The organism is Roseateles sp. PN1, assembly GCF_038419725.1.
Classification (GTDB): Bacteria; Pseudomonadota; Gammaproteobacteria; order Burkholderiales; family Burkholderiaceae_C; genus Paucibacter_A.
Genome location: NZ_JBCARA010000002.1, coordinates 241,255 through 262,994, shown reverse-complemented (window position 1 = coordinate 262,994; position 21,740 = coordinate 241,255). Strand labels below are relative to the sequence as shown.

Annotated in this window: 18 protein-coding genes and 1 tRNA gene; 7 read left to right on the top strand and 12 right to left on the bottom strand. The window is 64.2% G+C overall.

Annotated elements, in window-relative coordinates:
* Positions 1-32 precede the first annotated feature (32 nt).
* The 3 genes from AABB87_RS03970 to radC form a co-directional block, all read right to left on the bottom strand.
* Positions 33-1,616, bottom strand: coding sequence for a dipeptidase (locus AABB87_RS03970; RefSeq protein WP_341969963.1), 1,584 nt, complete (start codon positions 1,614-1,616; stop codon positions 33-35).
* Positions 1,617-1,884: 268 nt separating this feature from the next.
* Positions 1,885-2,553 (bottom strand): Smr/MutS family protein, encoded by a 669-nt coding sequence (locus AABB87_RS03965; protein WP_341969962.1) that lies wholly within the window; start codon positions 2,551-2,553, stop codon positions 1,885-1,887.
* Positions 2,550-3,224 (bottom strand): RadC family protein, encoded by a 675-nt coding sequence (radC, locus tag AABB87_RS03960; RefSeq protein WP_341969961.1) that lies wholly within the window; start codon positions 3,222-3,224, stop codon positions 2,550-2,552. The genes AABB87_RS03965 and radC overlap by 4 nt, the downstream gene beginning before the upstream one ends.
* Positions 3,225-3,296: 72 nt before the next feature.
* Between radC and AABB87_RS03955 the strand changes: the two genes are divergently transcribed.
* From AABB87_RS03955 to AABB87_RS03940, 4 genes are all read left to right on the top strand, one after another.
* Positions 3,297-3,743: an FKBP-type peptidyl-prolyl cis-trans isomerase gene (locus AABB87_RS03955; protein WP_341969960.1), complete on the top strand. Its 447-nt coding sequence runs from the start codon at positions 3,297-3,299 to the stop codon at positions 3,741-3,743.
* Between the two features lie 13 nt (positions 3,744-3,756).
* Positions 3,757-4,734, top strand: coding sequence for a 4-hydroxy-3-methylbut-2-enyl diphosphate reductase (gene ispH, locus AABB87_RS03950; protein ID WP_341969959.1), 978 nt, complete (start codon positions 3,757-3,759; stop codon positions 4,732-4,734).
* A gap of 83 nt (positions 4,735-4,817) precedes the next feature.
* Positions 4,818-6,113 (top strand): serine--tRNA ligase, encoded by a 1,296-nt coding sequence (gene serS / locus AABB87_RS03945; RefSeq protein WP_341969958.1) that lies wholly within the window; start codon positions 4,818-4,820, stop codon positions 6,111-6,113.
* A 299-nt stretch (positions 6,114-6,412) separates the two neighbouring features.
* Positions 6,413-6,500: transfer RNA gene (locus tag AABB87_RS03940), tRNA-Ser, on the top strand.
* Between the two features lie 187 nt (positions 6,501-6,687).
* Here AABB87_RS03940 and AABB87_RS03935 read toward each other — a convergent pair.
* The 7 genes from AABB87_RS03935 to AABB87_RS03905 all read right to left on the bottom strand — a co-directional run bounded on the left by AABB87_RS03935 (position 6,688) and on the right by AABB87_RS03905 (position 16,437).
* Positions 6,688-9,009, bottom strand: coding sequence for a patatin-like phospholipase family protein (locus tag AABB87_RS03935; protein ID WP_341969957.1), 2,322 nt, complete (start codon positions 9,007-9,009; stop codon positions 6,688-6,690).
* Positions 9,010-9,124: 115 nt separating this feature from the next.
* A complete protein-coding gene (locus tag AABB87_RS03930; protein ID WP_341969956.1) occupies positions 9,125-12,289 on the bottom strand; it encodes an efflux RND transporter permease subunit in 3,165 nt (1,054 codons plus the stop codon).
* A 19-nt stretch (positions 12,290-12,308) separates the two neighbouring features.
* On the bottom strand, positions 12,309-13,469 hold the full coding sequence (locus AABB87_RS03925) for an efflux RND transporter periplasmic adaptor subunit (RefSeq protein ID WP_341969954.1): 1,161 nt from the start codon (positions 13,467-13,469) through the stop codon (positions 12,309-12,311).
* Positions 13,466-14,032, bottom strand: a complete 567-nt coding sequence (locus AABB87_RS03920; RefSeq protein WP_341969953.1) for a hypothetical protein — start codon at positions 14,030-14,032, stop codon at positions 13,466-13,468. Before AABB87_RS03920 ends, AABB87_RS03925 begins: the two co-directional genes overlap by 4 nt.
* 50 nt (positions 14,033-14,082) lie before the next feature.
* On the bottom strand, positions 14,083-15,393 hold the full coding sequence (locus AABB87_RS03915) for a TolC family protein (protein WP_341969952.1): 1,311 nt from the start codon (positions 15,391-15,393) through the stop codon (positions 14,083-14,085).
* A gap of 75 nt (positions 15,394-15,468) precedes the next feature.
* Entirely contained in the window at positions 15,469-15,840 is a 372-nt protein-coding gene (locus AABB87_RS03910; protein WP_341969950.1) for a hypothetical protein, read from the bottom strand.
* Positions 15,841-15,951: 111 nt separating this feature from the next.
* Positions 15,952-16,437, bottom strand: coding sequence for a nuclear transport factor 2 family protein (locus tag AABB87_RS03905; protein WP_341969949.1), 486 nt, complete (start codon positions 16,435-16,437; stop codon positions 15,952-15,954).
* A 312-nt stretch (positions 16,438-16,749) separates the two neighbouring features.
* On the opposite strand from AABB87_RS03905, the gene AABB87_RS03900 reads away from it, so the two are divergent.
* The 3 genes from AABB87_RS03900 (at position 16,750) to AABB87_RS03890 (ending at position 19,171) form a co-directional block, all read left to right on the top strand.
* Positions 16,750-16,998, top strand: a complete 249-nt coding sequence (locus AABB87_RS03900) for a hypothetical protein (RefSeq protein ID WP_295080717.1) — start codon at positions 16,750-16,752, stop codon at positions 16,996-16,998.
* Positions 16,999-17,210: 212 nt separating this feature from the next.
* Complete coding sequence (locus AABB87_RS03895) at positions 17,211-18,305, top strand: sensor histidine kinase (protein WP_341969946.1); 1,095 nt, start codon at positions 17,211-17,213, stop codon at positions 18,303-18,305.
* Positions 18,302-19,171: a LytR/AlgR family response regulator transcription factor gene (locus AABB87_RS03890; RefSeq protein WP_341969945.1), complete on the top strand. Its 870-nt coding sequence runs from the start codon at positions 18,302-18,304 to the stop codon at positions 19,169-19,171. The genes AABB87_RS03895 and AABB87_RS03890 overlap by 4 nt, the downstream gene beginning before the upstream one ends.
* A 388-nt stretch (positions 19,172-19,559) precedes the next feature.
* Here the strand turns inward: AABB87_RS03890 and AABB87_RS03885 are convergent, their stop codons facing one another.
* On the bottom strand, positions 19,560-20,630 hold the full coding sequence (locus AABB87_RS03885) for an MBL fold metallo-hydrolase (protein ID WP_341969944.1): 1,071 nt from the start codon (positions 20,628-20,630) through the stop codon (positions 19,560-19,562).
* A 142-nt stretch (positions 20,631-20,772) separates the two neighbouring features.
* Complete coding sequence (locus AABB87_RS03880; protein WP_341969943.1) at positions 20,773-21,498, bottom strand: hypothetical protein; 726 nt, start codon at positions 21,496-21,498, stop codon at positions 20,773-20,775.
* Positions 21,499-21,740 lie beyond the last annotated feature (242 nt).

Sequence of the window (21,740 nt, the reverse complement as noted above, 5' to 3'; positions counted from 1 at the left end):
ATCAGCGGCTCCTGGGGCAATAGCGGCCGGGCTCAGGTGTTGCGGGTATGGGTCAGCGCCACGATCAGGCGGTTGCGGATGCCGATGTACAAGCCCGGAATAGCGGCGCCTTCGCGCAGCACAAACTCGGTCATCAACTGCTGGCGCTGTTGCTGATCTTGCGGTGCAGGCATGGCCTGCAGCTGCGCATCCAGCGCCTGCCAGCGCGCATGCAGCTCGGCCTCGTAAGGGTCGCGGATCGCTTTGAGTAGCGGTAGCGCTTTTTGGTAGGCCAGTTGCATCAGGTTGTCGACGAAGTCGATGCACCAGCGGGCCGAGGTGTCGCTGTAGTGCTCCGGGTCGTACTCGCAAAAGCTGGCTGGCATGCTCAGGGTGCCGATGGGGCAGGGCAGCCAGGTGCTGACATGCGGGTTGTGCAGCGCCACCCAGTAAACCCCGGCCATGTCCTCAGGCAAACCGCTGCGCAGCTGGCAGATCACGGCGTAGAAACCGAAGTGCCGCGCCACCGTGCGCCGCGGTGTCAGCTTGAGCAAGCGCCGCAGCTCGGGCGTGGGGAAGGGTGTGGCCAGCGGGCTTTTCTCCAGCCCGCCTTGCTCATTCATCACATACCACTGCGGTTGTTCGCTGATGTCGTAGATGGTCTGCTCGAAGGTCGAGCGGTGGAAGGCCATGAGGTCCTGCAAGGACAGCGGCTTCTCTGGCCGCACCGACAGCGGGTAGATGGACAGCGGCTCAACGACCTGTGAGTAAGCGTCCAGGGTGCGATAGCGGTTCTCACCCAACTGGCGCTCGGGCCAGGCGCGCAGCGAGGGTGCGACCTGGCTGTAGAACAACCACAGCCGCGCCGTGGCCCATTCGCGTGGCAGGGGGATATAGGCCTCTTGCCAGTCGAAAGGCCGGCCGGCTTGTGGATCGAACCAACCGCGATCCACGGCAAAGCGCTCGACATGGGCGCAGGCCAAGGTGTCTTCGCTATCGCCCAGCTTGAGGTTGCGCAACACGCTCCAGTTGGCGGCCACCATCACATGGTCGTCTGGCATGCGGCGGGCGGCCCAGATGGCGCCGGGCTCGCTGCTGGCGCGGGTCCAGCCCTTGCCCACGCCCAGCACCTCCATCACCCAGATTTCCTCGGTGTCGCCGATGCACAGCAACTCGCTGCCTTCGCCGCAGGAGCACAAAAAGCCGTAGCGCTCCATCAGCTCGCCAATCAGCGCAATCGCTTCGCGCGGGTGGCGGCAGCGTTGCAGGGCGAACACCATCGCTTGCTCGATGGTCATGATCTGCTCGCCCTCGCCGCGCAGGCAGCGCAGCTCGGGCCGCTGCGAGGTGGTGCTCTCGACGATGGCCAGCTGATGCTCGTTGATGTGCGAGTAGGCGGAATGGAAATAGGCGTAGGTGTGGGGCACCTGCTCGATCTCGCCAATCACCTCGCCGTAATGCGCCAGGTCAGCGGAGAAGCTGTCTTGGATGCCGAAGTAGACGGGCGCCTTGGCGCCGGGCGCATGGTCGGCTGCCGGTACTTTGCGGATGCGGGAATCGCGCCCGGTGTCTGAATGGCTGAGCAAGGTGCTGCCATCCGCACTGGCGAGTCGTCCGACGGCGATGACGGTACACATCAATAAGCCTTGCGCTTTCTGGTGCTGCTGAGGCGAGCCGCGCCGGTCGCGGGCCGCTGTTGAAAATTTGTATACCGATAATATATTAATAAATTGGGCGCAGTCAAACGGATGCATGCGGCCTTGGCTGCGTTGCCGTCAAACCGTTGTTGAGTTTGGGGTCGAGGAGGGCGACAAGCGCTGTCAGATCCAGCCGAAGCGCAGGCGGCTCAAGCAGCTATCAGCCTGCGCCTCGCGTTTGTGATGGCTCGCAGCTGGCGCGGGCGACTCAGCCTTTGCTCTGGCTGCCGCCTTGCAGCAAGACCATCAGCGCGCCGCAGCCGCCGTCGCTGGCGCGGGCCTGCACAAAGGCCAGCACCTGTTCTTTTTGCACCAGCCAGCGCCTGACCTTGGTTTTGAGCACCGGCTCTCGGCCGGGCGAGCCATTGCCCTTGCCGTGCACCACGCGCACGCAGCGCAGGCCGCGGCGGGCGCTGTCTTGAACGAAAGTGCCCAGGGCTTCGCGCGCCTGGTCGCGGCGCAGGCCGTGCAGGTCCAGCTGGGCTTGCAGGCTCCAGTGGCCGCGCCGCAGCTTGTTGAGCACCTCGGGCGGGATCTCGGGGCGGCGGAAGGACAGGGTGTCGTCGGTCTCCAGCAACGAGTCCACATCAAAGTCGTCCGACAAGGCTTGCAGCAAGGCCTGGCGTTCGTCAGCCTCGCGCTGCAAGGGCAGGGCCTCGGGCTTGGCCAGACCATGCTCGGCGCGGCTGGCATGGTTCAGGGGCGTGACTTGGCCCACACTCAGCTCGAAGATGCGCCGCTCCTGCTCGGCCAAGCGGCGGGCGGCGGCCAGGCGTTCGCGCCGTTCTTCTTCGAGCTTGCGGGCCAGCGCCAATTCACGCTGCAACTGTTTGAGGTCTTGCAGGCTGTGCCAACTATTGGGGGCTTTATGGCTCATATCAGGCCCCGCTCGGCCAGGGAACTCACCTCGCCGCTGCCCACCACCAAGTGATCAAGCACCCGCATGTCCACCAGGGCCAGAGCATTCTTGAGTGCCTGGGTCAGCAACTCGTCGGCGCGCGAGGGCTCGGCCGCACCCGAGGGGTGGTTGTGTGCCAGGATGACCGCAGCGCAACCCAAATCCAGCCCGCGCTTGATCACCTCGCGTGGGTAAACCGAGGTTTGTGTAAGCGTGCCTCTGAACATTTCTTCCATGGCGATGAGGCGGTGCTGGGCATCCAGAAACAGCACGCAAAACACCTCGTGCGAGAGGCCGGCCAGCTTGAGCCGCAGGAATTGCTTGACCGCATCTGGCGCATCAAACACCGGGCGCTGCGCCAATTCCTGCAGCAGCGAGCGGCGGGCGATCTCCAGCACCGCGGCAATCTCGGCCCGTTTGGCCGGCCCTAAGCCCTTGACGCGGGCCAGATCGGCCACCTTGGCATGCAGCAAACCATGCCAGCCGCCGAACTGATCCAGCAGGCTTTGGGCCAGCTGCAGCACCGGCAAACCCTGGATGCCGGTGCGCAGCAGCAGGGCCAGCAACTCGGCATCGGCCAGGGCTTGGGGGCCACGGGCCAGGAGCTTTTCACGCGGTCGGGCGTCGGGAGGGAGGTCGCTAAGAGGCATGTTGCGGCAGTGCGCAGAAAGAGTGGGGCGAGCTGGCCCTAAAATCCGCTCAGTCTAGCCAATATTCTCCCAATGAATCCCACCGTTCAAGCCGCCTCCTTTCTGACCTTGCATTACCGCTTGGCCGGCCCCGATGGGGGCGATGTGATCAACACCTTTGCTGACAAGCCCGCCACGCTGACGCTGGGCACGGGCGAGTTGTCGCCAGCCATTGAGGCGCGCCTGCTCGGCCTGGCCGAAGGCACACGCACCCAGTTCGAGCTGGCGGCGGGCGAGGCCTTTGGCGACCGCAACCCTGAGCTGCTGCAGCGCGTCAAGCTGAGCCTGCTGCGTGAGCTGGGCGCTGCCGACGAGGACTACAAGGTCGGCGATGTGGTGCAGTTCCCCACGCCCGATGGCCAAGCCAGCTATGCCGGCGTGGTGCGCGAGGTCGGCGCGGAAGCCTTGCTGTTTGACTTCAATCACCCGCTAGCTGGCCAGCCGGTGAGCTTTGAAGTCCATGTCATCGGGGTGCTGTGAGATGAGCCAAGAGATGAATCAAGCCTTGCAGCCTCAAGAAGTCATCCTGGCCGAACCGCGCGGCTTTTGCGCCGGTGTGGACCGCGCGATCGAGATCGTTGAGCGCGCCTTGCTCAAGTTCGGCCGGCCGATCTATGTGCGTCACGAGATCGTGCACAACACCTATGTCGTCAATGATTTGAAGGCGCGCGGCGCCATCTTCATCGAAGACTTGGCCGAGGTGCCGCCCGGCGCCACTCTGGTGTTCAGCGCTCACGGCGTCAGCCAGGCGGTGCGGCAGGAAGCGGCGCAGCGCGGCTTCCAGGTGTTTGACGCCACCTGCCCGCTGGTCACCAAGGTGCATGTGGAAGTGGCCAAGCTGCACCGCGAGGGCTATGAGTTCATCATGATCGGCCACAAGGGCCACCCCGAGGTGGAAGGCACCATGGGCCAGCTCAGGGAAGGCATCTACCTTGTCGAAGAGGTGGGTGACGTGGCCCATGTGCGCGTCAACAATCCCGCCAAGCTGGCCGTGGTGACGCAAACCACCTTGAGCGTGGACGACGCGGCCGAAATTCTGGCGGCCGTGAAGCAGCATTTCCCGCTGGTGCGTGAGCCCAAAAAGCAAGACATCTGCTACGCCACACAGAACCGCCAAGACGCCGTCAAGGTGATGGCGCCGCAAGTGGACGTGGTGATTGTCGTGGGCAGCCCCACCAGCTCCAACAGCAACCGCCTGCGCGAATTGGCGCAGCGCCTGGGCACACCCGGCTATATGGTCGACAGCGCGGAAGAAGTGCAGGCCGAGTGGCTGGAAGGCCGCGCCAAAGTGGGCCTGACGGCTGGCGCCTCGGCGCCCGATGTGCTGGTGCAGGCCGTCATCAAGCGCCTGCGTGAGCTGGGCGCCACAACGGTGCGCAGCCTGCCTGGCGTGGAAGAGCATGTGCGCTTCCCCCTGCCCATGGGCCTGGGCGACAAGTCGATGGCCGAGGTGAGTGCCTCCCGTTCCTGAATAGGGCGCTGCATTCATCAGCGGCGCCAAAGCTTAGGCGCCGTTTTGCATTCATAGAATCGATCAAGTTTCAAGGAACCCTCATGTTAGACATCTCCCTGCTGCGCAAAGACCTGGACGGCGTCGTTGCGCGCCTGAATGCCCGCAAGAGCCCGCAAACCTTTCTGGACGTCACGCGCTACAGCGCGCTCGAGACCGAACGCAAGGGCTTGCAGGTGCGCACCGAAGAACTGCAGAGCAAGCGCAACAGCTTGTCCAAGCAGATCGGCCAATTGAAGGGCAAGGGCGAAGACGCCTCGGCCCAGATGGCCGAAGTGGGCGGCATTGCCGACGAACTGAAGGCCAGCGCCGAGCGCCTGGACGTGATCCAGCAAGAGCTCACCACGCTCTTGATGAGCGTGCCCAATCTGCCGCACGAGAGTGTGCCGGTGGGTAGCGACGAGACCGGCAATGTGGAAGTGCGCCGCTGGGGCACGCCGCGCCAGTTCGAGTTCGAGCCGCGTGACCATGTCGACCTCGGCGCACCGCTGGGCCTGGATTTTGAAACCGGTGCCAAGCTGAGCGGTTCGCGCTTCACCTTCATGCGCGGCCAAGTCGCCAAGCTGCACCGCGCGCTGGCGCAGTTCATGCTGGACGTGCAGACCGAAGAGCATGGCTACACCGAGTGCTACACGCCCTACATCGTCAATCGCGAAGTGCTGGAAGGCACCGGCCAATTGCCCAAGTTCAAGGAAGACATGTTCTGGGTCTTGCGCGGCGGCGATGATGAAGCGGCCGAGCAATACCTGATTTCCACCTCGGAAATCTCGCTGACCAACTCGGTGCGCGAGCAGGTGCTCGATCTGGCTAACTTGCCGATCAAGCTGACCGCCCACAGCCCTTGCTTCCGCTCAGAAGCCGGCAGCGCCGGCCGCGACACCCGCGGCCTGATCCGCCAGCACCAGTTCGACAAGGTCGAGATGGTGCAGATCGTGCATCCGGAGAAGAGCTACGAAGCGCTGGAAGAAATGGTCGGCCATGCCGAAGCCATCCTGCAAAAGCTCGAGCTGCCTTACCGCGTGTTGACCCTGTGCACGGGTGATATGGGCTTTGGTTCCACCAAGACCTATGACCTGGAAGTGTGGGTGCCGGCGCAAGGCGTGTACCGCGAGATCAGCTCCTGCTCCAACTGCGAGGGCTTCCAGGCCCGCCGCATGCAAGCGCGGTTCAAGAACGCCTCCGGCAAGAACGAGCTGGTGCACACGCTCAACGGCTCCGGCCTGGCCGTGGGCCGTACCTTGGTGGCTGTGCTCGAGAACTACCAGAACGCCGACGGCAGCATCACCGTGCCGGCCGCACTTCGCCCCTATCTGAAGGGCGCCGAGGTGCTGCGCGGCTGAGTCTTCAGCCGCTGAAGCAAAAAAAGCCCGCTTGGCATAGGCGGGCTTTTTTGTTGGTGCTGGTGCCAAGCGGGGCTGGGCTTGTTTGCTTTCGGGTGATCTTGAGCGCCGCTTTGGCTATTGCCAGACGCACAGACTTTTAAGTGTGGCTTGAGCGAACTCCTGCCTTGCTCGGCGCACGCTTGGATGAAGAAAACAAAATGAAATCGGGATTCTTGCAAATTCCTAAAAATTTGCGCTAGAATCTATGGCTTCACTCGATGACAAGTTGAAACGCTTTTCACGAGGTGCCGAATACCGGAGAGGTGGCAGAGTGGTTGAATGTACCTGACTCGAAATCAGGCGGACCGAAAGGTCTCGGGGGTTCGAATCCCCCCCTCTCCTCCAGTTAGAAAGCCCCAAGCGACTGTGTTGCTTGGGGCTTTTCTTATTGCTGCGCCACATTGTTGGGATGGCATCTGCGTTGCCATCGACCTTGTCGGTTTGGGCTGATTGAGCGGACGAGTCGTGGACTCGCCGGCTCCTTAGGGCGCAACTTCTCGGCCCACATGCAGTCCGGCTGTGCTCCTCCGCCTCAATAGGCCGGGCCTAGGGTCAGGTAGAAGCTGCCAGGCCCGTCCACTGCGCGGCCGTAGCCGAAGTAGACCGGGCCGATCGGAGTGTCCATGCCGACGAAAGCGGCATAAGACTTGCGCCAGCCTTCAGACATATTGGGGATCAGGGGCTGACGCATGCGGCCGAGTTCTAGGCTGAAGCCCGCGTACTTGCCGGCCAGCAAAAGGCCGGGGGCGACGCGCCAGTAGTACATCAGGCGGCCGAAGTCGAGTTGCTGGCCCAGCAGTTGATTGTTGGCATAGCCGGATTGTTTGAGGAAGCCGCCCCACTGGGTGTATTCATAGCTGGGCAGCGCGTTGTTGCCCAGCCGGCCGGTGGATTGCAGGGTTAGGTTGACGGTGCTGTCCCCCAGGGAATAGACCGCGCTGGTGTTGGCATCCCATTTGCCGTAGCTGGCGTCGGCGCCCAGGCCCGTTCGCGAGCTGTAGACCTCGCCCTTGAAGGTCCAGCCTGAGCGTGGGAAGTAGGCATTGTCCAAGCGGTCAAGCAAGAGACTGGCGCGCACACCGCCGAGGCGAGCTTTGCCGGGATTGGGTTGCACATGTTCCAGACCAGTGTTGACGATTTGCTTGATGTGGCCGGATTGCAGGCCTAAGCGAAACTCGCCGTACTGGTAGAAATATCGGCCCAGGTCCAGGCCCACCAGCGAACTGTCTTGCTGAAAAATCGCGAGTCTTTGAGTTTCTGAATAGACGGAAACCGCTCGCCGGCCCAGATTGAAGTAGGGCGCCGCGAACCAGTCGCCCTGGCTGTTGAAGGGCTGATAGAACTCACTGTGCAGGCTGATGTCTGAGCCCAGTCGCAGGTCACTGCGCCATTCAGCACCCAGGGCATTCAACCAAGTGCGGCGGTAGGTGGCGTGTAGCCCGGCCGTGACGCCGTTGCCAAAGTCAGAGGCGATGTTCAGGCCGACGCGCAAGTAGTCGGGGCCCCAAGATTTCTCTGCTGCTTCCACCACCAGCACGCGTTCCTCGGCGCTGTCGTCGACGCGGTAGCCCACATGTTCGAAGTCGCCGGTGCCGTAGAGGCGGCGCATATCGGCGTCGAGTGCGGCCTGGTCGATGGGCTTGCCCGGTTCGGTGGTCATGACCGCTTGTGCGGCGGCGGGGTTGACCCGTGCCATCGGCGCGAAAGTGATCTTGTCGATGATGCGCGGGTCGGCCGCCAGCGGTGCTTGCTGGCGCAGGCGTAAGGCCTGGTATTCGTCTTCGGGCAGCGACAGCTGGCTCAGCCGATCAGCCACGGCGCGGGCGGCGGCTTCGCCCAGCGGCGAGATCTTGGCCAGGCTGTTGAAGTCGCTCGTGGCGAAGTTGCCCAGCGCGGGAGAGATCAAGATGTCGCTCGGTTTGAGTGAGGCCAGCGAGGCTTGCACATTTTGTTCCGTCAGGATGCTGAGCATCTGCCCGGCCACGCCGACGATGCTGTTGAGTTCCTCGCGCTTGAGCAAGGGCGTGCCCACATTGACGGCGATGACGATGTCGGCACCCATGGCCCGCGCAGCGTCCACCGGCAGGTTATTGGTCAGCATGCCGTCCACCAGCAGCAGCCCATTGATTTCGGCCGGCGCCACCGCTCCCGGCACCGACATGCTGGCCCGCATCACATTGGCCATATCGCCGGCATTGAAGACCACGGCCTTGCCGGTCACCAAGTCGGTGGCCACGGCGCGAAAGGGGATGGGTAAGTTGTCAAAGCGGCGGTAGCCATGCACTTTGGAGAGCTGGCGCAGCACCGTCTCCAACTGCACGCCGGTGGCCAGGCCTTTGCCCAAGACGGTGGCCTCAGCGCCGAGGCCGATCTCGGGGCCGATCAGGTTGAGGTAGTCGTCGGCCTTGCGGCGCATGGTCAGCTCTTGGCGCGGTGGGCTTTCCTTGAAAAGCTTTTCCACCGTGATGTCGGCGTTGATGGCTTCCATCTCGGCCACGCTCATGCCGGTGGCGTAGGCGCCGCCCACCAGCGCGCCCATGCTGGTGCCTGCAATGCAGTCGATGGGCACGCGCAGCTCTTCCAGTACTTTGAGCACACCGGTGTGGGCCGCACCACGTGCGCCGCCGCCGGACAGGGCTAGGCAGATCTTGGGACGGCTCGGGCGCGGCTTGGCTTCGGCAGCTTGCGCGGGCGCGGGCGGGGGCTCTGCCAGCGTGGTCGCAGCCGCGCTGTCTGCGGCCGTGACTGAGCCTTCCGCAAAAGCCGGCGCGGCGCCCAAAGCCAAATTGACGGCCATGGCCAGCAGGCTCAGGGCTGAGGCGGCGGGCCAGGGGCGAGGCAGGACTGCGGGCATCACTGAAGGCATGGCTAAGGGCAAGAGTGAACGGGCCAGTGGGGCCGGCAGCCCTTGGGCTGGGTTGCCGGCCAACAGGCCGCAAGCTTACCGTCAACTCATGCCCTGCCGGATGTCAGAACGCCTCTTCTTGAGTCCCCCCTTGCGTCTGGTCGAGCAGTCGCTCGGTCGGCTTGCGGCCGATCAGCCAGAACAGCGCGGGAGTCAAGAAAGTGTCCAGCAAAGTGGCACTGATCAAGCCCGAGAAGATCACCACCGCTACCGGATGCAAGATCTCGGTGCCCGGCCGTTCGGCCTCGAAGAGCAGGGGCGCCAGTGCAAACGCCGTCACCAAGGCCGTCATCAAGACGGGGCTGAGGCGCTCGATCGAGCCGCGCACAATCATGGCGTGATCAAAGCGTTCGCCCTCAAAACGCATCAGATTGATGTAGTGGCTGAGCTTGAGAATGCCGTTGCGCACCGCAATGCCGGCCAGGGTGATGAAGCCCACCAGCGCGGCAATTGAGAGCGGCTGCCCCGACAACCACAGTCCCAGCACCGCACCGACCAGGGCCAGCGGGATGTTGAGCATGATCAGCGCGGCCAAGCGGTAGCTGCGGTAGCGGCTGTACAGCAGCACAAACATCAGCATCGCCGAGACGATGGACAGCAGACCCACCCAGCGCGCGGCTTCTTCCTGCGCCTGGAACTGCCCGCCCAGGGTGATGAAGCTGCCGTCGGGTAACTTCGTATCGGCCAGCACCGCGCGGATGTCGGTGACCACGTCCGAGAGGGCGCGGCCCTGCACATTGGCGGCCAGCACGATGCGGCGCTTGCCATCGTCACGGCTGATCTGATTCGGGCCGTCGGCATCCTCGATCTGGGCCAATTGGGACAGTGGCACCGCACCCATTGGCGTCTCGACCAGCATGCGCGCCAGGCCCTCTGTGCCGCGCGCGTTGTCGGGCAGGCGCAGCAGCAGCGGGAAGCGGCGGCCTTGTTCCACGATCTGGCTCAGCGGCTCACCCACCAGCAGGCTTTGCAAGCTGGCCACCAGCTGCGGCACCGGCACACCGTAGCGGGCGGCCGCGGCGTAGTCGATGCGGATCTTCAGCTGCGGCGCCAGCACCTGCTTTTCGACTTCCAAATCGGCGATGCCGGGAATGGTGGCCAGGCGCGCGCGCAGGCTTTCGGCCTGGCCGCGCAAGGCGTCCAGGTCTTCGCCGAAGATGCGGATGGCGATTTGCGAGCGCACGCCCGAGAGCATGTGGTCGATGCGGTGCGAGATCGGCTGACCGATGCTGATGGCCGCCGGCAGAAGGCTCAGCCGGCTGCGGATATCGGCCTTGACCTCATCCAGCGTGCGCTTCATCTGCGCCGGTGGCAGCAGGCCGAGGTCCAGCTCGCTGACGTGCACGCCTTCGGCATGTTCGTCCAACTCGGCGCGGCCGCTGCGTCGGCCCACATGGGTCACTTCCGGCACCTGGGACACCAGTTGTTCGGCCTGCGCCGCCACAGCTGAGCTCTGGGCCAGGGTGACGCCAGGGTTCAGGCGCAAGCCCACCAGCAAGGTGCCTTCATTGAAGGGCGGCAAAAAGCTGCTGGCGAAGAAGGGCAGGGCGGCCAAAGCCATCAAGACCGCGACGGTGCCAGCCGCCAAAGCCGCACGCGGCCGCGCCAGCGTGGCCTGCAGGGCCGGGCGGTAGAGGCGCTTGAGCCAGGCCAGCAAGCGGGTATCGCCGTGGTCCAGCGAACGCATGCGCGGCAGCAGGTAGAGGCTCAGCACCGGGGTCAGCGTGACCGAGACCAACAAGCTGGCCAGGGTGGAAACGATGAAGGCAATGCCCAGGGGCACGAACAAACGCCCCTCCATGCCCGGCAGCGCGAACAGCGGCAGGAACACCAGCACCAAGATGGCGGTGGCGTACAAGATGCCCGAACGCACCTCCATGCTGGCCTTGGCCACCAGGGCCATGGGGGCCATGCGCTGATCGGCCGGTTTGGCGCGGTCCAGCTTGAGGCGGCGCAAGATGTTCTCGATGTCCACCACCGCGTCATCCACAAGGCCGCCGATGGCAATCGCCAGGCCGCCCAAGGTCATGGTGTTGATGGACATGCCGAAGTAACGGAATACCAGCGCGGTCACGCAGATCGACACCGGAATCGCCACCAGCGCAATCAAGGTGATACGCAGATTGCCCAGGAACAGCATCAGGATCACCGCCACGCACAGCGAGGCCGCCACGAGCTTGCCTTGCAAAGTGTTGATCGAGGCCTCGATGAAGCTGGCTTGGCGGAAGGTGACGCGTGGCTCGGCCATGCCCTGGGGCAGTGCGGGGCGCAGTTCCTGCAGCGCCGCTTCGATGCCGCGGGTCAGCGCCAGGGTGTCGGCACCGGCTTGTTTTTGCACGCCCAGAATCACCGCCGGCTGGCCTTCGAAGCCCGCGTCGCCGCGTTTGACGGCGGGTGCGAAGGTGATCTCGGCCACCTGGCGCAGCAGCAAGGGCTGACCCTTGTTGGCGCCGAGGGCCAGGTTTTGCAGATCGGTCAGGCTGTCGGCGGCATTGGCGCCGCTGCGGCCGATCTGGCGGATCAGGAGCTCGCGGCCATTGAGCTCCAGAAAGCCGCCTGACCCATTGGCCGAGAAGCCGCGCAAGGCGCCCACCAGCTGAGCCTGGGTGACGCCCAACTCGGCCATGCGGGCCAAGTCCGGCTGAACCTGGAACTGCCGCACTTCGCCGCCGATGGGAATCACCTGGGCCACGCCTGGAATCGCCAGCAGGCGCGGGCGTAAGACCCAGTCGGCGTACTCGCGCACGACCATGGCGCCATTCACTCCGGTGGTCTTGTCGTTCTGCGCCGTGATGGGGATGGCGATCTGCATGATCTCGCCCATGATGGAGCTGATCGGCCCCATATGCGGCGTGATGCCGGGCGGCAGGCTGTCGCCCACGGTGGAGAGGCGCTCGGCCACCATTTGGCGGGCGCGGTAGATTTCCACCTGCCAGTCAAAAGTGATGGTGATGAAGGACAGGCCGGCGCTGGAATTGGAGCGCACCGACTCCACGCCGGGCAGGCCGTTCATCAGCGTTTCCACCGGGAAGGTGATCAGCTGCTCCACCTCCTCGGCGGCCATGCCGCCGGCTTCGGTCATCAAGATGACGGTGGGTTTGTTGAGGTCGGGGAAAACATCGACCGGGGTGCGTGAGAGGGTGAACACGCCATACGCCATCACCAGCAAGGCGGCGATGATGACGGGCAGGCGATTCGCTAGGCTGGTATTGAGAAGCCACTTGAACATGATGTGAGGCCTCGGCTGTTTAGCGAATCTGGTTGAGCAAGGCAGCTGCCTGGCTCACCACCCGCTCACCCGGCTGCAGGCCGGCGGTAACGGCGATCGAGCTCGCGTCCAGCGCTTGCCAACTCACCACGCGCGGCTCGAACTGTTCGGCCCCGGTTTTGACCCAGACCTGGCTTTGATTAGCGGCGTTCTTCACCAAGGCAGATGCCGGCACGGCCATGCCGCTGATCTTGCTGCGGGTCTGCACCACCACCTTGACGCTTTGCCCCAGCGCCAACTGGTTCATCAGCCCAGTGCCCTGAGCCTGGAAGTGCAGGGGCAGGGCTTGCTCGCGCAGGCTGCGGGCAGCGCCCAGAAAGCGCAGCTCAATCTGACCCTGGCCCACGGCCACAAAGGCCGAGGTCACATCCTGGGCCACGGCTGGGTCGTAGGCAAAGGCCTCGATTTGCAGGCGGCCGGGGGCGACGATCTCGAACACCCGCTCGCGTGCTTCCAGCACCTGGCCGGCCACCGCATAGCTGGCGGCGATCACGCCGCTGACCGGCGCGCGCAAGGGTTCGCGCTCGGTCAAACCAGCGCGCAAGGCTTGGTCGCGGCCGCTCAGGCTGGCCAGCTCACTCTCGGCCGCCTCAATGTCTTTGCGCGGCACGGTGTCGGCCAATTCGCGCAAGCGTGCGAGGCGCTTTTGGGCCAGTGACTGTGCTGCGTGTAGCTCGGCGATTTGCGCCTGCTTGTCGGCCCGGTCCAGGCTGGCGCTGGCGGGCAGCAAATAGCCCAGCAGCTCGCCTTGCTTCACTTGTTGGCCCAGCGTCGGCAGACCGCGCGGGCCAGGCTGCAAGCGCCCAGCTTGCAAGGCTTGCACCAGACCACCGGCATTGGGATCCATGCTGACGCGCCCGTTCAAACTCAGGCTGCGCGGCAGTTCCGCCTGGGTCACCGCCAGGGTGCGCAGATCCAGTTGACGCTGGGCCGGCTTGGGCAAAAAGATGCTGCCGTCGGCCTGACGCTTTGGCGTGCCGGCGGTGTTGGCTGGCTGGCTGAGGCCAGGCTTTGCGGCGGGCTTGTCATCATCACCCTCATGGGCCAGGCTCAAGCTTGGCCACATCAGAGCCAGCACTTGGGCCAGCACCAGGGTTTTGAAGGGTGTGCGGAGGCGGGTTGGCGTGGTGATGTTTTTCATGCGCTGGCTCCCAGGCGAGCGGCGGCCATGCGGCGGCGCCGGGTGAAGATGAAGGCGATCAGAGCGCTGAGGCCCAGTGCTGTGGCAAATGCGGCCAGGGTTGACTTCCAGCGCGGGCCGTCGGCTGCATGGGCATCGCCTTGCGCGTCAAGCACCGGCGGACTGAGTTCGACTTGCAGGGTTTCGCTGCTACCGCCGCTGTTCACTAAAACGCTGAGCGCCAGCGGACCTGTGCCGGGCTCTGCTTCAAGTTCCGCATGGAACTCGCCCTCGCCATGGGGCTGCACCTTGATCGGGTGCCCGTTCAAGGTGGCGGTTAGCGTGGCGGGATGCACCGGGCGGTTGTCGGCCAGGTGGTCGACGTAGAGCGTCAGCTCATGCCCTTGTAGCACGCTCACCAGCTCAAACAGCTTGGCGCTGCTGCTGGCGCGTACCTGGGGTTCGCTGCTGACCGGGTGAGTCGGCGCTGATGCTTCTTCATCATGGTCGTGGCCAGGGCCGGCTGCGGCCGGCAGGGCGAGCAGGCTGAGCGCCAGCGCGGCGATGTTGGATTTCATTTTCATAGTCGAGAAATAGTTGGTGTGGGTCGCAGAGCTGCGTGGCGCGAGGCTCATCAGGGCAGCAAGCCCTGGGCCTGGCGCAGGGCTGAGACGGCTTGCGCCGCTTGCAGCCGGGCGCGGGCGCTGAGGCGCTGTGCCTCAAAGGCTTCTTGCTCGACCCGCAACCGGGTCGGCAGATCGCTCTGCCCCAGGGCGAAGGACTTGGCGTAGAAGCCGCGCGTGGCCGCCAGCAGTTCGGCGCGGCGCTGGGCCGCTTCCGCTGCCAGGCCGCTGGCTGTTAGCTGGGCCTCGGCGCTGCGCAGCTCGGCTTGCAGGGCCAGGCTTTGCTGGGTCAGCTGGGCTTGCGCTTCCAGTTGCTCGGCCAGGGCCGTGGCTTGCTTGCTCTGCGAGGCTGCCGATTTGCCCAGCGGCAGGCGCAGGCCCACGGTGATGCTCTGGGCATAAGGCTCGGCAAAGCTGGCGCGCTCACGCGTGCTGCTCAGGCGCAACTCCGGGTTGGCGCGCGACTGGGTGGCGGCCAGCTCGGCATTGCGCTGCGCTAGGGCGGCGCGGTCGCGCAGGGCCAGCAAGGCCGGATGCTCGGGCGCGAGTTCGGCCATTGCCGCGGGGCGAGCCTCGGTCAGAGCCTCCGCCTCAAGTTCAGCGGGGTCATTTGCCAAGACGTCGCTCAGCCCCAGGGCCGCCAGCGCTTGCTCGGCTTGCAAGCGCTGGACCGCGGCCTGAGCCAATTCGGCCTGCGCGGCGGCCTCAGCGGCCTGCGCTTGATGCTGATCGGCGCGGGTGAGGTCACCCGCTTGCAGGCGCTTGGCGACATCTTGCGCCAGCTGGGCGGCGGCAGTGTGGCGCGCTTGGGCGATGCGCTGATCCTGCTTGCTCAGCTGCCAAGCCCACCAGGCTTGTCGCAAGCTGCCGGCCAGGCGCAAACGCTCAGCTGCCAGTTGGCTTTCCAGCGCAGTGAGTTCAGCGCCGGCCAAGGCCTGGCTGCGCGCGCGCTCACGCGGCAGCCACAGCGGCAGGCTCAGGCCGGCCTCGTAGTCGCGGCTGCCACCGTTGCGGTTGAGCCTGTCGGTCTTGGCGGCCAGGTCCAGCGCGGGGGCGTCGGCAAGCCACTTTTGCGCGGCTTGTTGGCGGCCTTGCGCGGCATTGCGCCATTGCGGCGCGGCCTGAGCCGCGGCCTGTTGGGCCCAGGCTTGCTCAAATGCCTGGGCTAGCGTGGCGGTAGGCGGGTTGGTGTTGCTATTTGGAGTGTTGGGGATGTTGGGCGGGTCGGCCATGACGGGCCCAGCCAGACCCAGGCTCAAGCCCATGGCCAAGCTCAGTCGCGCCCAGGCATTGGCCTGTCGCGACGGCAATTTCTTGCTCATAAATTTCCTCGTCGCAGCGCCCGTGCTTGGGCGGCTGCGTGCAGCGTGAAGGCGGCTCCGCAGGGGAGCCGGGCGTCAGGCGAGGAAGTGGCGTGGGGGGCGGATCAGGCGCTCGGGCTGACCCTGGGTGACGCTGCGCAGATAGGGCGTGTCGACCCGGCTGTTGGGCAGCTGCAGGCTGGTCGCGGCTGCGGTTTGAACCAGCACACCGCAGCTGACATGGCAGGTGGCGCAGTCAGCGTGCTGACCGGGCTGTTGCTTGGCTTTGGCGTTTTGGCCTTCATCACTGCCGGCCTGCTGCGCATGCTCATGCGCATGGTGGCCCAGATGGGTCGCGGCGCGCGTGTCCACCTCATGCAGGCACAAGCCAGCCACAGCCGCCCAGCTGGACTGGAGGCCCAGGGTCAGCATGAGCAGGATGAGCAGGATGCGGCGGATGGCGATCATGGTTGGCGCGCAGTGTAGCGGGATTTGTGGCCCGCCCGGGCCAGCCCGCGCTTTGGGGGCGAGGCTTGGGCGGGCGGAGTTGGCAGTTGGTGCGCCTAGATGTTTGCTTGTTTACTTTTCCGGCATGGCCGAAGAGTGGTGGCTGGTAATCAGCCATTGCGTGCCGTCCCACCGGTAGGTGTAGGTGTAACGGGCTTTGACCGTGGCACCGGTCTTGCCGAAGGCAAAGGTGTAGAGCCCGGCATCCACGGCCGTGTTGCAGCCCAGCTCAATCGTGCGCGAGTCGATCATGCCCCGGGGCTTGTTCTCTAGGAAATGTTCGAAGTAGTCCTGTTTTTGCGCTGCGTCCAGCCTGGGGGTGTTGGATACCGTGGCCAGCAGCACCGATTTGGGCGCGTAGTTCGCCACCACCTGCTTGGCGTCGCCGGTTTGCAGCGACTGGTTCCAGCGATCAAACAAGCCGGCAATCTCTGCCTCGCTACTGGCCTTGCACACTTCGGTGCGAGTGGCGACAGTTTCAGGCGGGCTGGAGGCACAGCCGGCCAGAACAAGCAAGCAAATCGGGGCACAAACACGAAACGTCTTCACAGCTGACATGGTGGCTCCTGATCAGGTTGGTAGAGCGCTGACTATAGGGTTTGGCCCGTTTTTGCGGCAGTGTTTTCGGGGCGGGGCGGCAGACCATGCCCTCAGGTCAAAGTGCGCGTGGCGAGGTCCAAGGCTGTTCTGTTCACCATGATGGATGCGCCTGGGAGCCCGGCGCCGCCAGGTTTTGAAACCCGCGGGCAGCAAGGCTGACTTCGCAAATCCCTCTTTCGGGTGCCCTCCAATGGGTGGGATGCTTGTGCGCCCGCGAACGCCGATAGTGGGTACCGCAGGCGGCCGCTGTTGGGTCGCCAGGGAGTGATCATGCAGTTCGACGAAGTGGATGCTGGGGATTTTCGGATCTATGCGGGGGCCTTGGATCGCCCCAATCGCTACGGCTATGTGGCGGCCGTGGTGGTGATGCGGGTGCGCGGCGATGGGCAGCGGCAGGAGGCTTTTCGGGATGAAAACCTGGCCGGCGGCTTCGCCTGGGCCACGGCGGCCGAGGCCTTGCGTTTTGCCATCAATGCCGGGCGCGAGGTGGTGATGTGCCGGGTTGGGGTGCTGGCCTGACGCGCAGGCCTGTATTCAGGCTTGGGCCCAGGCCTGAGCGTTTGCCGGATCGTTCGCCCGACCTAGATCGCGGCGAGTTGGCAGCCTCCGCTGTTGTTTGAAGGCCTGATGAGCGGGCTGTGGCCGGCCATTTGACGCCGCCAAACCGTTGTTCGTCGCTTAGCCCCCCGCCAATGCTCCTGTGAGGCTGGTGCTGCCGTTACGCTTGCGGCATGTCTATCAATTCTTCACTGTCGGCGCCCGCCTTGCCTAGCCATGCGCAGGCCTGGCGGCAGTTCATTGCCTATCTGACCCTGCCGCGGGTGGGGCTGGCGCTGGTCTTGTCGGCCTTGGCCGCCATGGCCTTGGAGGGCATCTTCATCACGCCCTTCTCGGTCCTGCTGGGTCGCACCTTGGTGGTCGGTCTGCTGGGGCTGTTGGCCTTCTCGGCCGCGGGGCAATGGCCGCGCCGGCTGCCGAGTTGGATCGCGCGTTGGCTGCTGCAGGTGGTGGCGGTGGTGTTGACCGTGCCGCTGGCCACCTTGCTGGTTTATGTGGTGGCGGTGGGCGGGGATCTGGAGTCCCTGCTCAATAGCCAGGGCAAGGTGATGGGCATGATCTTCATCTCCGGCTCAGGCTTGGTGGTGGCGCCTTTGCTGGCCATGGCCTCGCTCTATCGTCAGCGTGATGCCGAGGCGCGCAGCCAGGCCTTGCGCTTCGATCTGGAGCGCAGCGAGTTGGAGCGCCAAACCCTGGACGCCCAACTCCGCCTGCTGCAAGCCCAGGTGGAGCCGCATTTCCTCTTCAATACCTTGGCCAATGTACGCGCCTTGGTGGAAACGGGTTCGCCGCAGGCCGCACCGGTCTTGCGCAGCCTGATCGCTTATCTGCGTGCCGCCATGCCGCGCTTGCAAAACGAAGCTGCCAGCCTGGGCGATGAGCTGAGCCTGGTGCGGGCTTATTTGGAATTGATGCATCTGCGCATGCCCGATCGCCTGAGTTTCGACATCACGGTGCCCGTTGATTTGCATGCCCTGCGCTTCCCACCCATGGCCTTGCTGACCTTGGTGGAGAACGCCATCCGGCATGGCATCGACCCCGGCGAGGAGGGCGGCTGCATTGTGGTGTCGGCCGCGCAAGACGCAGGCAAGGTCCGCATCTGGGTCAGCGACAGCGGCGTGGGCCTGACTCAGAGCAGCGGCTCAGGCACCGGCCTGCGCAATCTGCGCGAACGCCTGAAGATCTTCTTCGGCCCCGGGTCACGCCTGGACCTGAGTGAAAATTTGCCCCATGGCCTGCGCGCCGAGATTGAGTTTCCCCTGCCATGACAAGCCCTTTGCCTAGCTCTTTTCCGAAGCCGCCCACGGCCCTGATCGCCGATGACGAACCGCTGCTGCGCGACAGCCTGGCGCGCGCATTGAAGGCCGCCTGGCCCGAGTTGGACGTGCTGGGTCAGGCCCGCAACGGGCGCGAGGCGCTGGAGCTGTTTGAGGAACTGCAGCCCGACATCGTCTTTTTGGATGTGCATATGCCGGGCTTGAATGGCATTGAGGCGGCGCGGCAGTTGGCGCGGCGCGCCCAGATTGTTTTCGTTACCGCCTTCGACCAGTACGCGGTGCAGGCCTTTGAGCAAGGCGCTTTGGACTATCTCGTCAAACCGCTGGAAGACAAGCGCCTGGCCGACACGGTGCAGCGCTTGCAGGAACGCTTAAGGGAGCGCGAGGCTTCGGCCGCAACACCGGCCACGTCCAATGCCGCTCAAGCGACGACCCAAGCCTTGGAAGACCGCATCGAGCGCTTGCTGGCGCAACTGGCCCGCAACGGTGACGCGCTGCCCGCAGCAGGCAGCGGCAGCGCCCAGCCCAAGCCTTATCTGCAATGGATTCGCGCCTCGGTCGGCTCCACGCTGAAGCTGATCCCGGTGGACGACATCATCTATCTGCGCTCCGACGAGAAATACACCTTGGTGGTGTGGAGCGAGGGCGAGGCGCTGATCCGCACGCCTATCCGTGAACTGATGGAGCAACTCGACCCGCAGAAGTTCGTGCAGGTGCATCGCTCGGTGGTGGTCAATCTGCACGCCATCAGCCATGTCACCCGCGGTGCGAATGAGACCGCCGATGTGCATCTGCGCGGCCGCAGCGAGGTGCTGCCGGTGAGTCGCAGCTATCTGCATCTGTTCCGGCAGATGTGAGGGCGCGGTGCACCCGCGCGCACGCCGCTCCCAACTAAGCCAAGAGTCTGCGCGGCAGAGCGAGTTCTGCCTCGAAGGCTCCTAAACAGCGCGCCAATCGGCTTGGCCGGCGTGATCGCAGACGGCGCCACCAACGCCTACCTCTGCGTTGTGTTCGTGCTGCTCGCGTATCAATGCCTCGGCAATGCAAGCTGGTGGTGGCGGTAATGGCCCACCCTGATCTGCACAGCCTGCTGCGTTCTTGATCGTCACCGGCACCGCGCCGCAGCTCTACGCGCAGCGCGAATTCACACTGGCAACGCAGCCGCAGGCATTGACAAAATGACTGGACCCGAGACCGTACAGGCGCCGCCCTGAATGACGCCAATCTAAGCTGCGGCCAACAGCATCAGAACCAGACAATCTCCCCCTCGTTCAGTACCTGCACTTGGATCGCTGACTTCAGTTGGCGGTGCATGCTCAACAGCCGCAGCAAAGCTGAGTGTGAGGATTTATCACCCATCAGCCAACTGTGATTGCCATAGCCCCAAGGGATCATGCGTTCGCAGCCCAGTTCTTGCGCGACTTTCAGGGCATCTTCGGGGGCTAGATGCGCATTGCGATAGTTGTCGCCATGGTAAGAACCAATCGGCAGCAAGCATGTTGACATCGCGCCGTACTTTTTCCTGATGTCTTGAAAGATAGGTGAGTACCCAGTGTCGCCGGCGAAGAATAGCTTGTGCTCACCCGACTCAATGATCCAGCCGCCCCACAGGCTTTTATCGCCATCAATCTCGTACATATTGCGGCCGGTGAAATGGTGCGCCGGCACGAAGTGCAAACTCAGCTTGTCCACTCGGTGCTGGCTGTACCAGGCCATTTCATGCACTTGATAGCCTTGTTGCGGCAGATATTCGGCCATGCCCATGGGCACAAAGAGTCTTGTCTGCGGAGGCAGTTTCTTCAGGTCGGCCCGGTTGTAGTGGTCGTAATGGGCGTGTGAGTAGAAGACTGCGGACGGGACCTCGTCCTGCGCCAGCCGGCGATGCGACGGGGCGCTACGACGGCTTCCCACGATTGCGCCAAGCCAGTTGATAGGCCAGTCAAACCCATTTGACACCGGGTCGAGCAACAAGAGATCGCCGTCGGCAGTGAGCAGCCTGAAGCTGGCATGGCCGACCCATTGCAACTGCCAGCCGAATTTCGCCGGCAAGGCCGACCATTGCACCTGGCAATTCTCGGCATGCCGCTCGCATTTCACCCGTGGGTCTGGTGCATAGCAGTCCTCCGAGCAGGTGATTGGAAACTGCTTCGGGCTTGCATACACATTGCGAAAACGCTCACCGGCCACAAGAATCTGCTGCGCGTTCACCGGCTGACCTTGATATTGGGTCACGGTGTTGACGGGCGAACTGTAAGCTCCGGCCCATGCGGCTGAGCACAGCGCAGCCACGAAGGTGAATTGCAACGACTGCTTCATGAGACCGATCTCAGAATGTGGCCAGAAGGATGAGGCCAATGCTCCGCCTGTTGTGGCGGGGCGCTGAGCAGAGGGCCGCCGACCCCCGGCTCTCGGAGCCTGGGAGCTAGGGGTGGCCCCGTACACTCTTGTTCAGCTTGTTTCAGGGCGTGTCCAGGCCAATCGTTTTGGCCACCTTGCCTTTTTCATCCAGCATCTGAATGCTCGGCTTGCCATCAGCGCTGACCGTGAGCAGCATGCGGGTGCGACCCTGGGCATCGGCCAGAGACAAGGCCGATGCCTTGTCTCGCGTGGTGCCAAGGCGCACACGATTGGCGGGCATCACGCCTTTTTCGCTCATCTCCTGCATGGCTTGACGGCGCTCGAGTGGCTTGAGCTTGTCGATTTCGTCAAAACGCGCCATGCGGTCTTTGACGTCCATCAGCTCATGCGAAGGTTCGTCATTGATCAGCAGGTGAGTCATCGCTTGCCCACCTTGCTCTGCGTGCAAGAGCTGCAACACTTGGTCTTGGCGGAAACGGTCGAATGTCAGGCTCAGGCCGGCATCCGCCTTGCCACTGACGCCAACACTGCCGCGCTGGATCAAGCCGCCGTTTTCCGTGCCTTCATCATTGATGAAGAGCATGCCAGCAAAGCTGCGCCGATCGGGGCGCGCAATCTCCTGTCCTTTCCAAGGAGCGCCGGGAAACTGCGCGCGGTTGGAAATCACCATCCGCAGCGTGCCATCTGGCTCGCGCACATTGATTCGCCCCACGTCAATTTCTTCGAACTTGGTCGGCGGAGCCTTTGCGCCGGTCAGCAGCGCAATGGCAATAAAGGCAGTGGCGGTCGCGGTGCAGCCGCTCAAAAAGGCAGTTAGCTTGGACATTGACGGCGTCTTCCTCGTCGTGCTGTTATTTTTTCGCAGCCTAATGGCCGACCTCGACGGAGATCGTACCGTCAGCAGCACCGACTATGCGCGGCCAAACACCAATTCCCTCCACAGCAGGAGGACTATCGGGCGCACTCGAAAACAAGCCCTTTCGCGGCTTCACGCCAGCGGCGTAGCCGCAGGCCTTCATGGGGCGGTTGAACCAGCGTCACTACCGCCGCCGGGCGGCGAAACCGCGT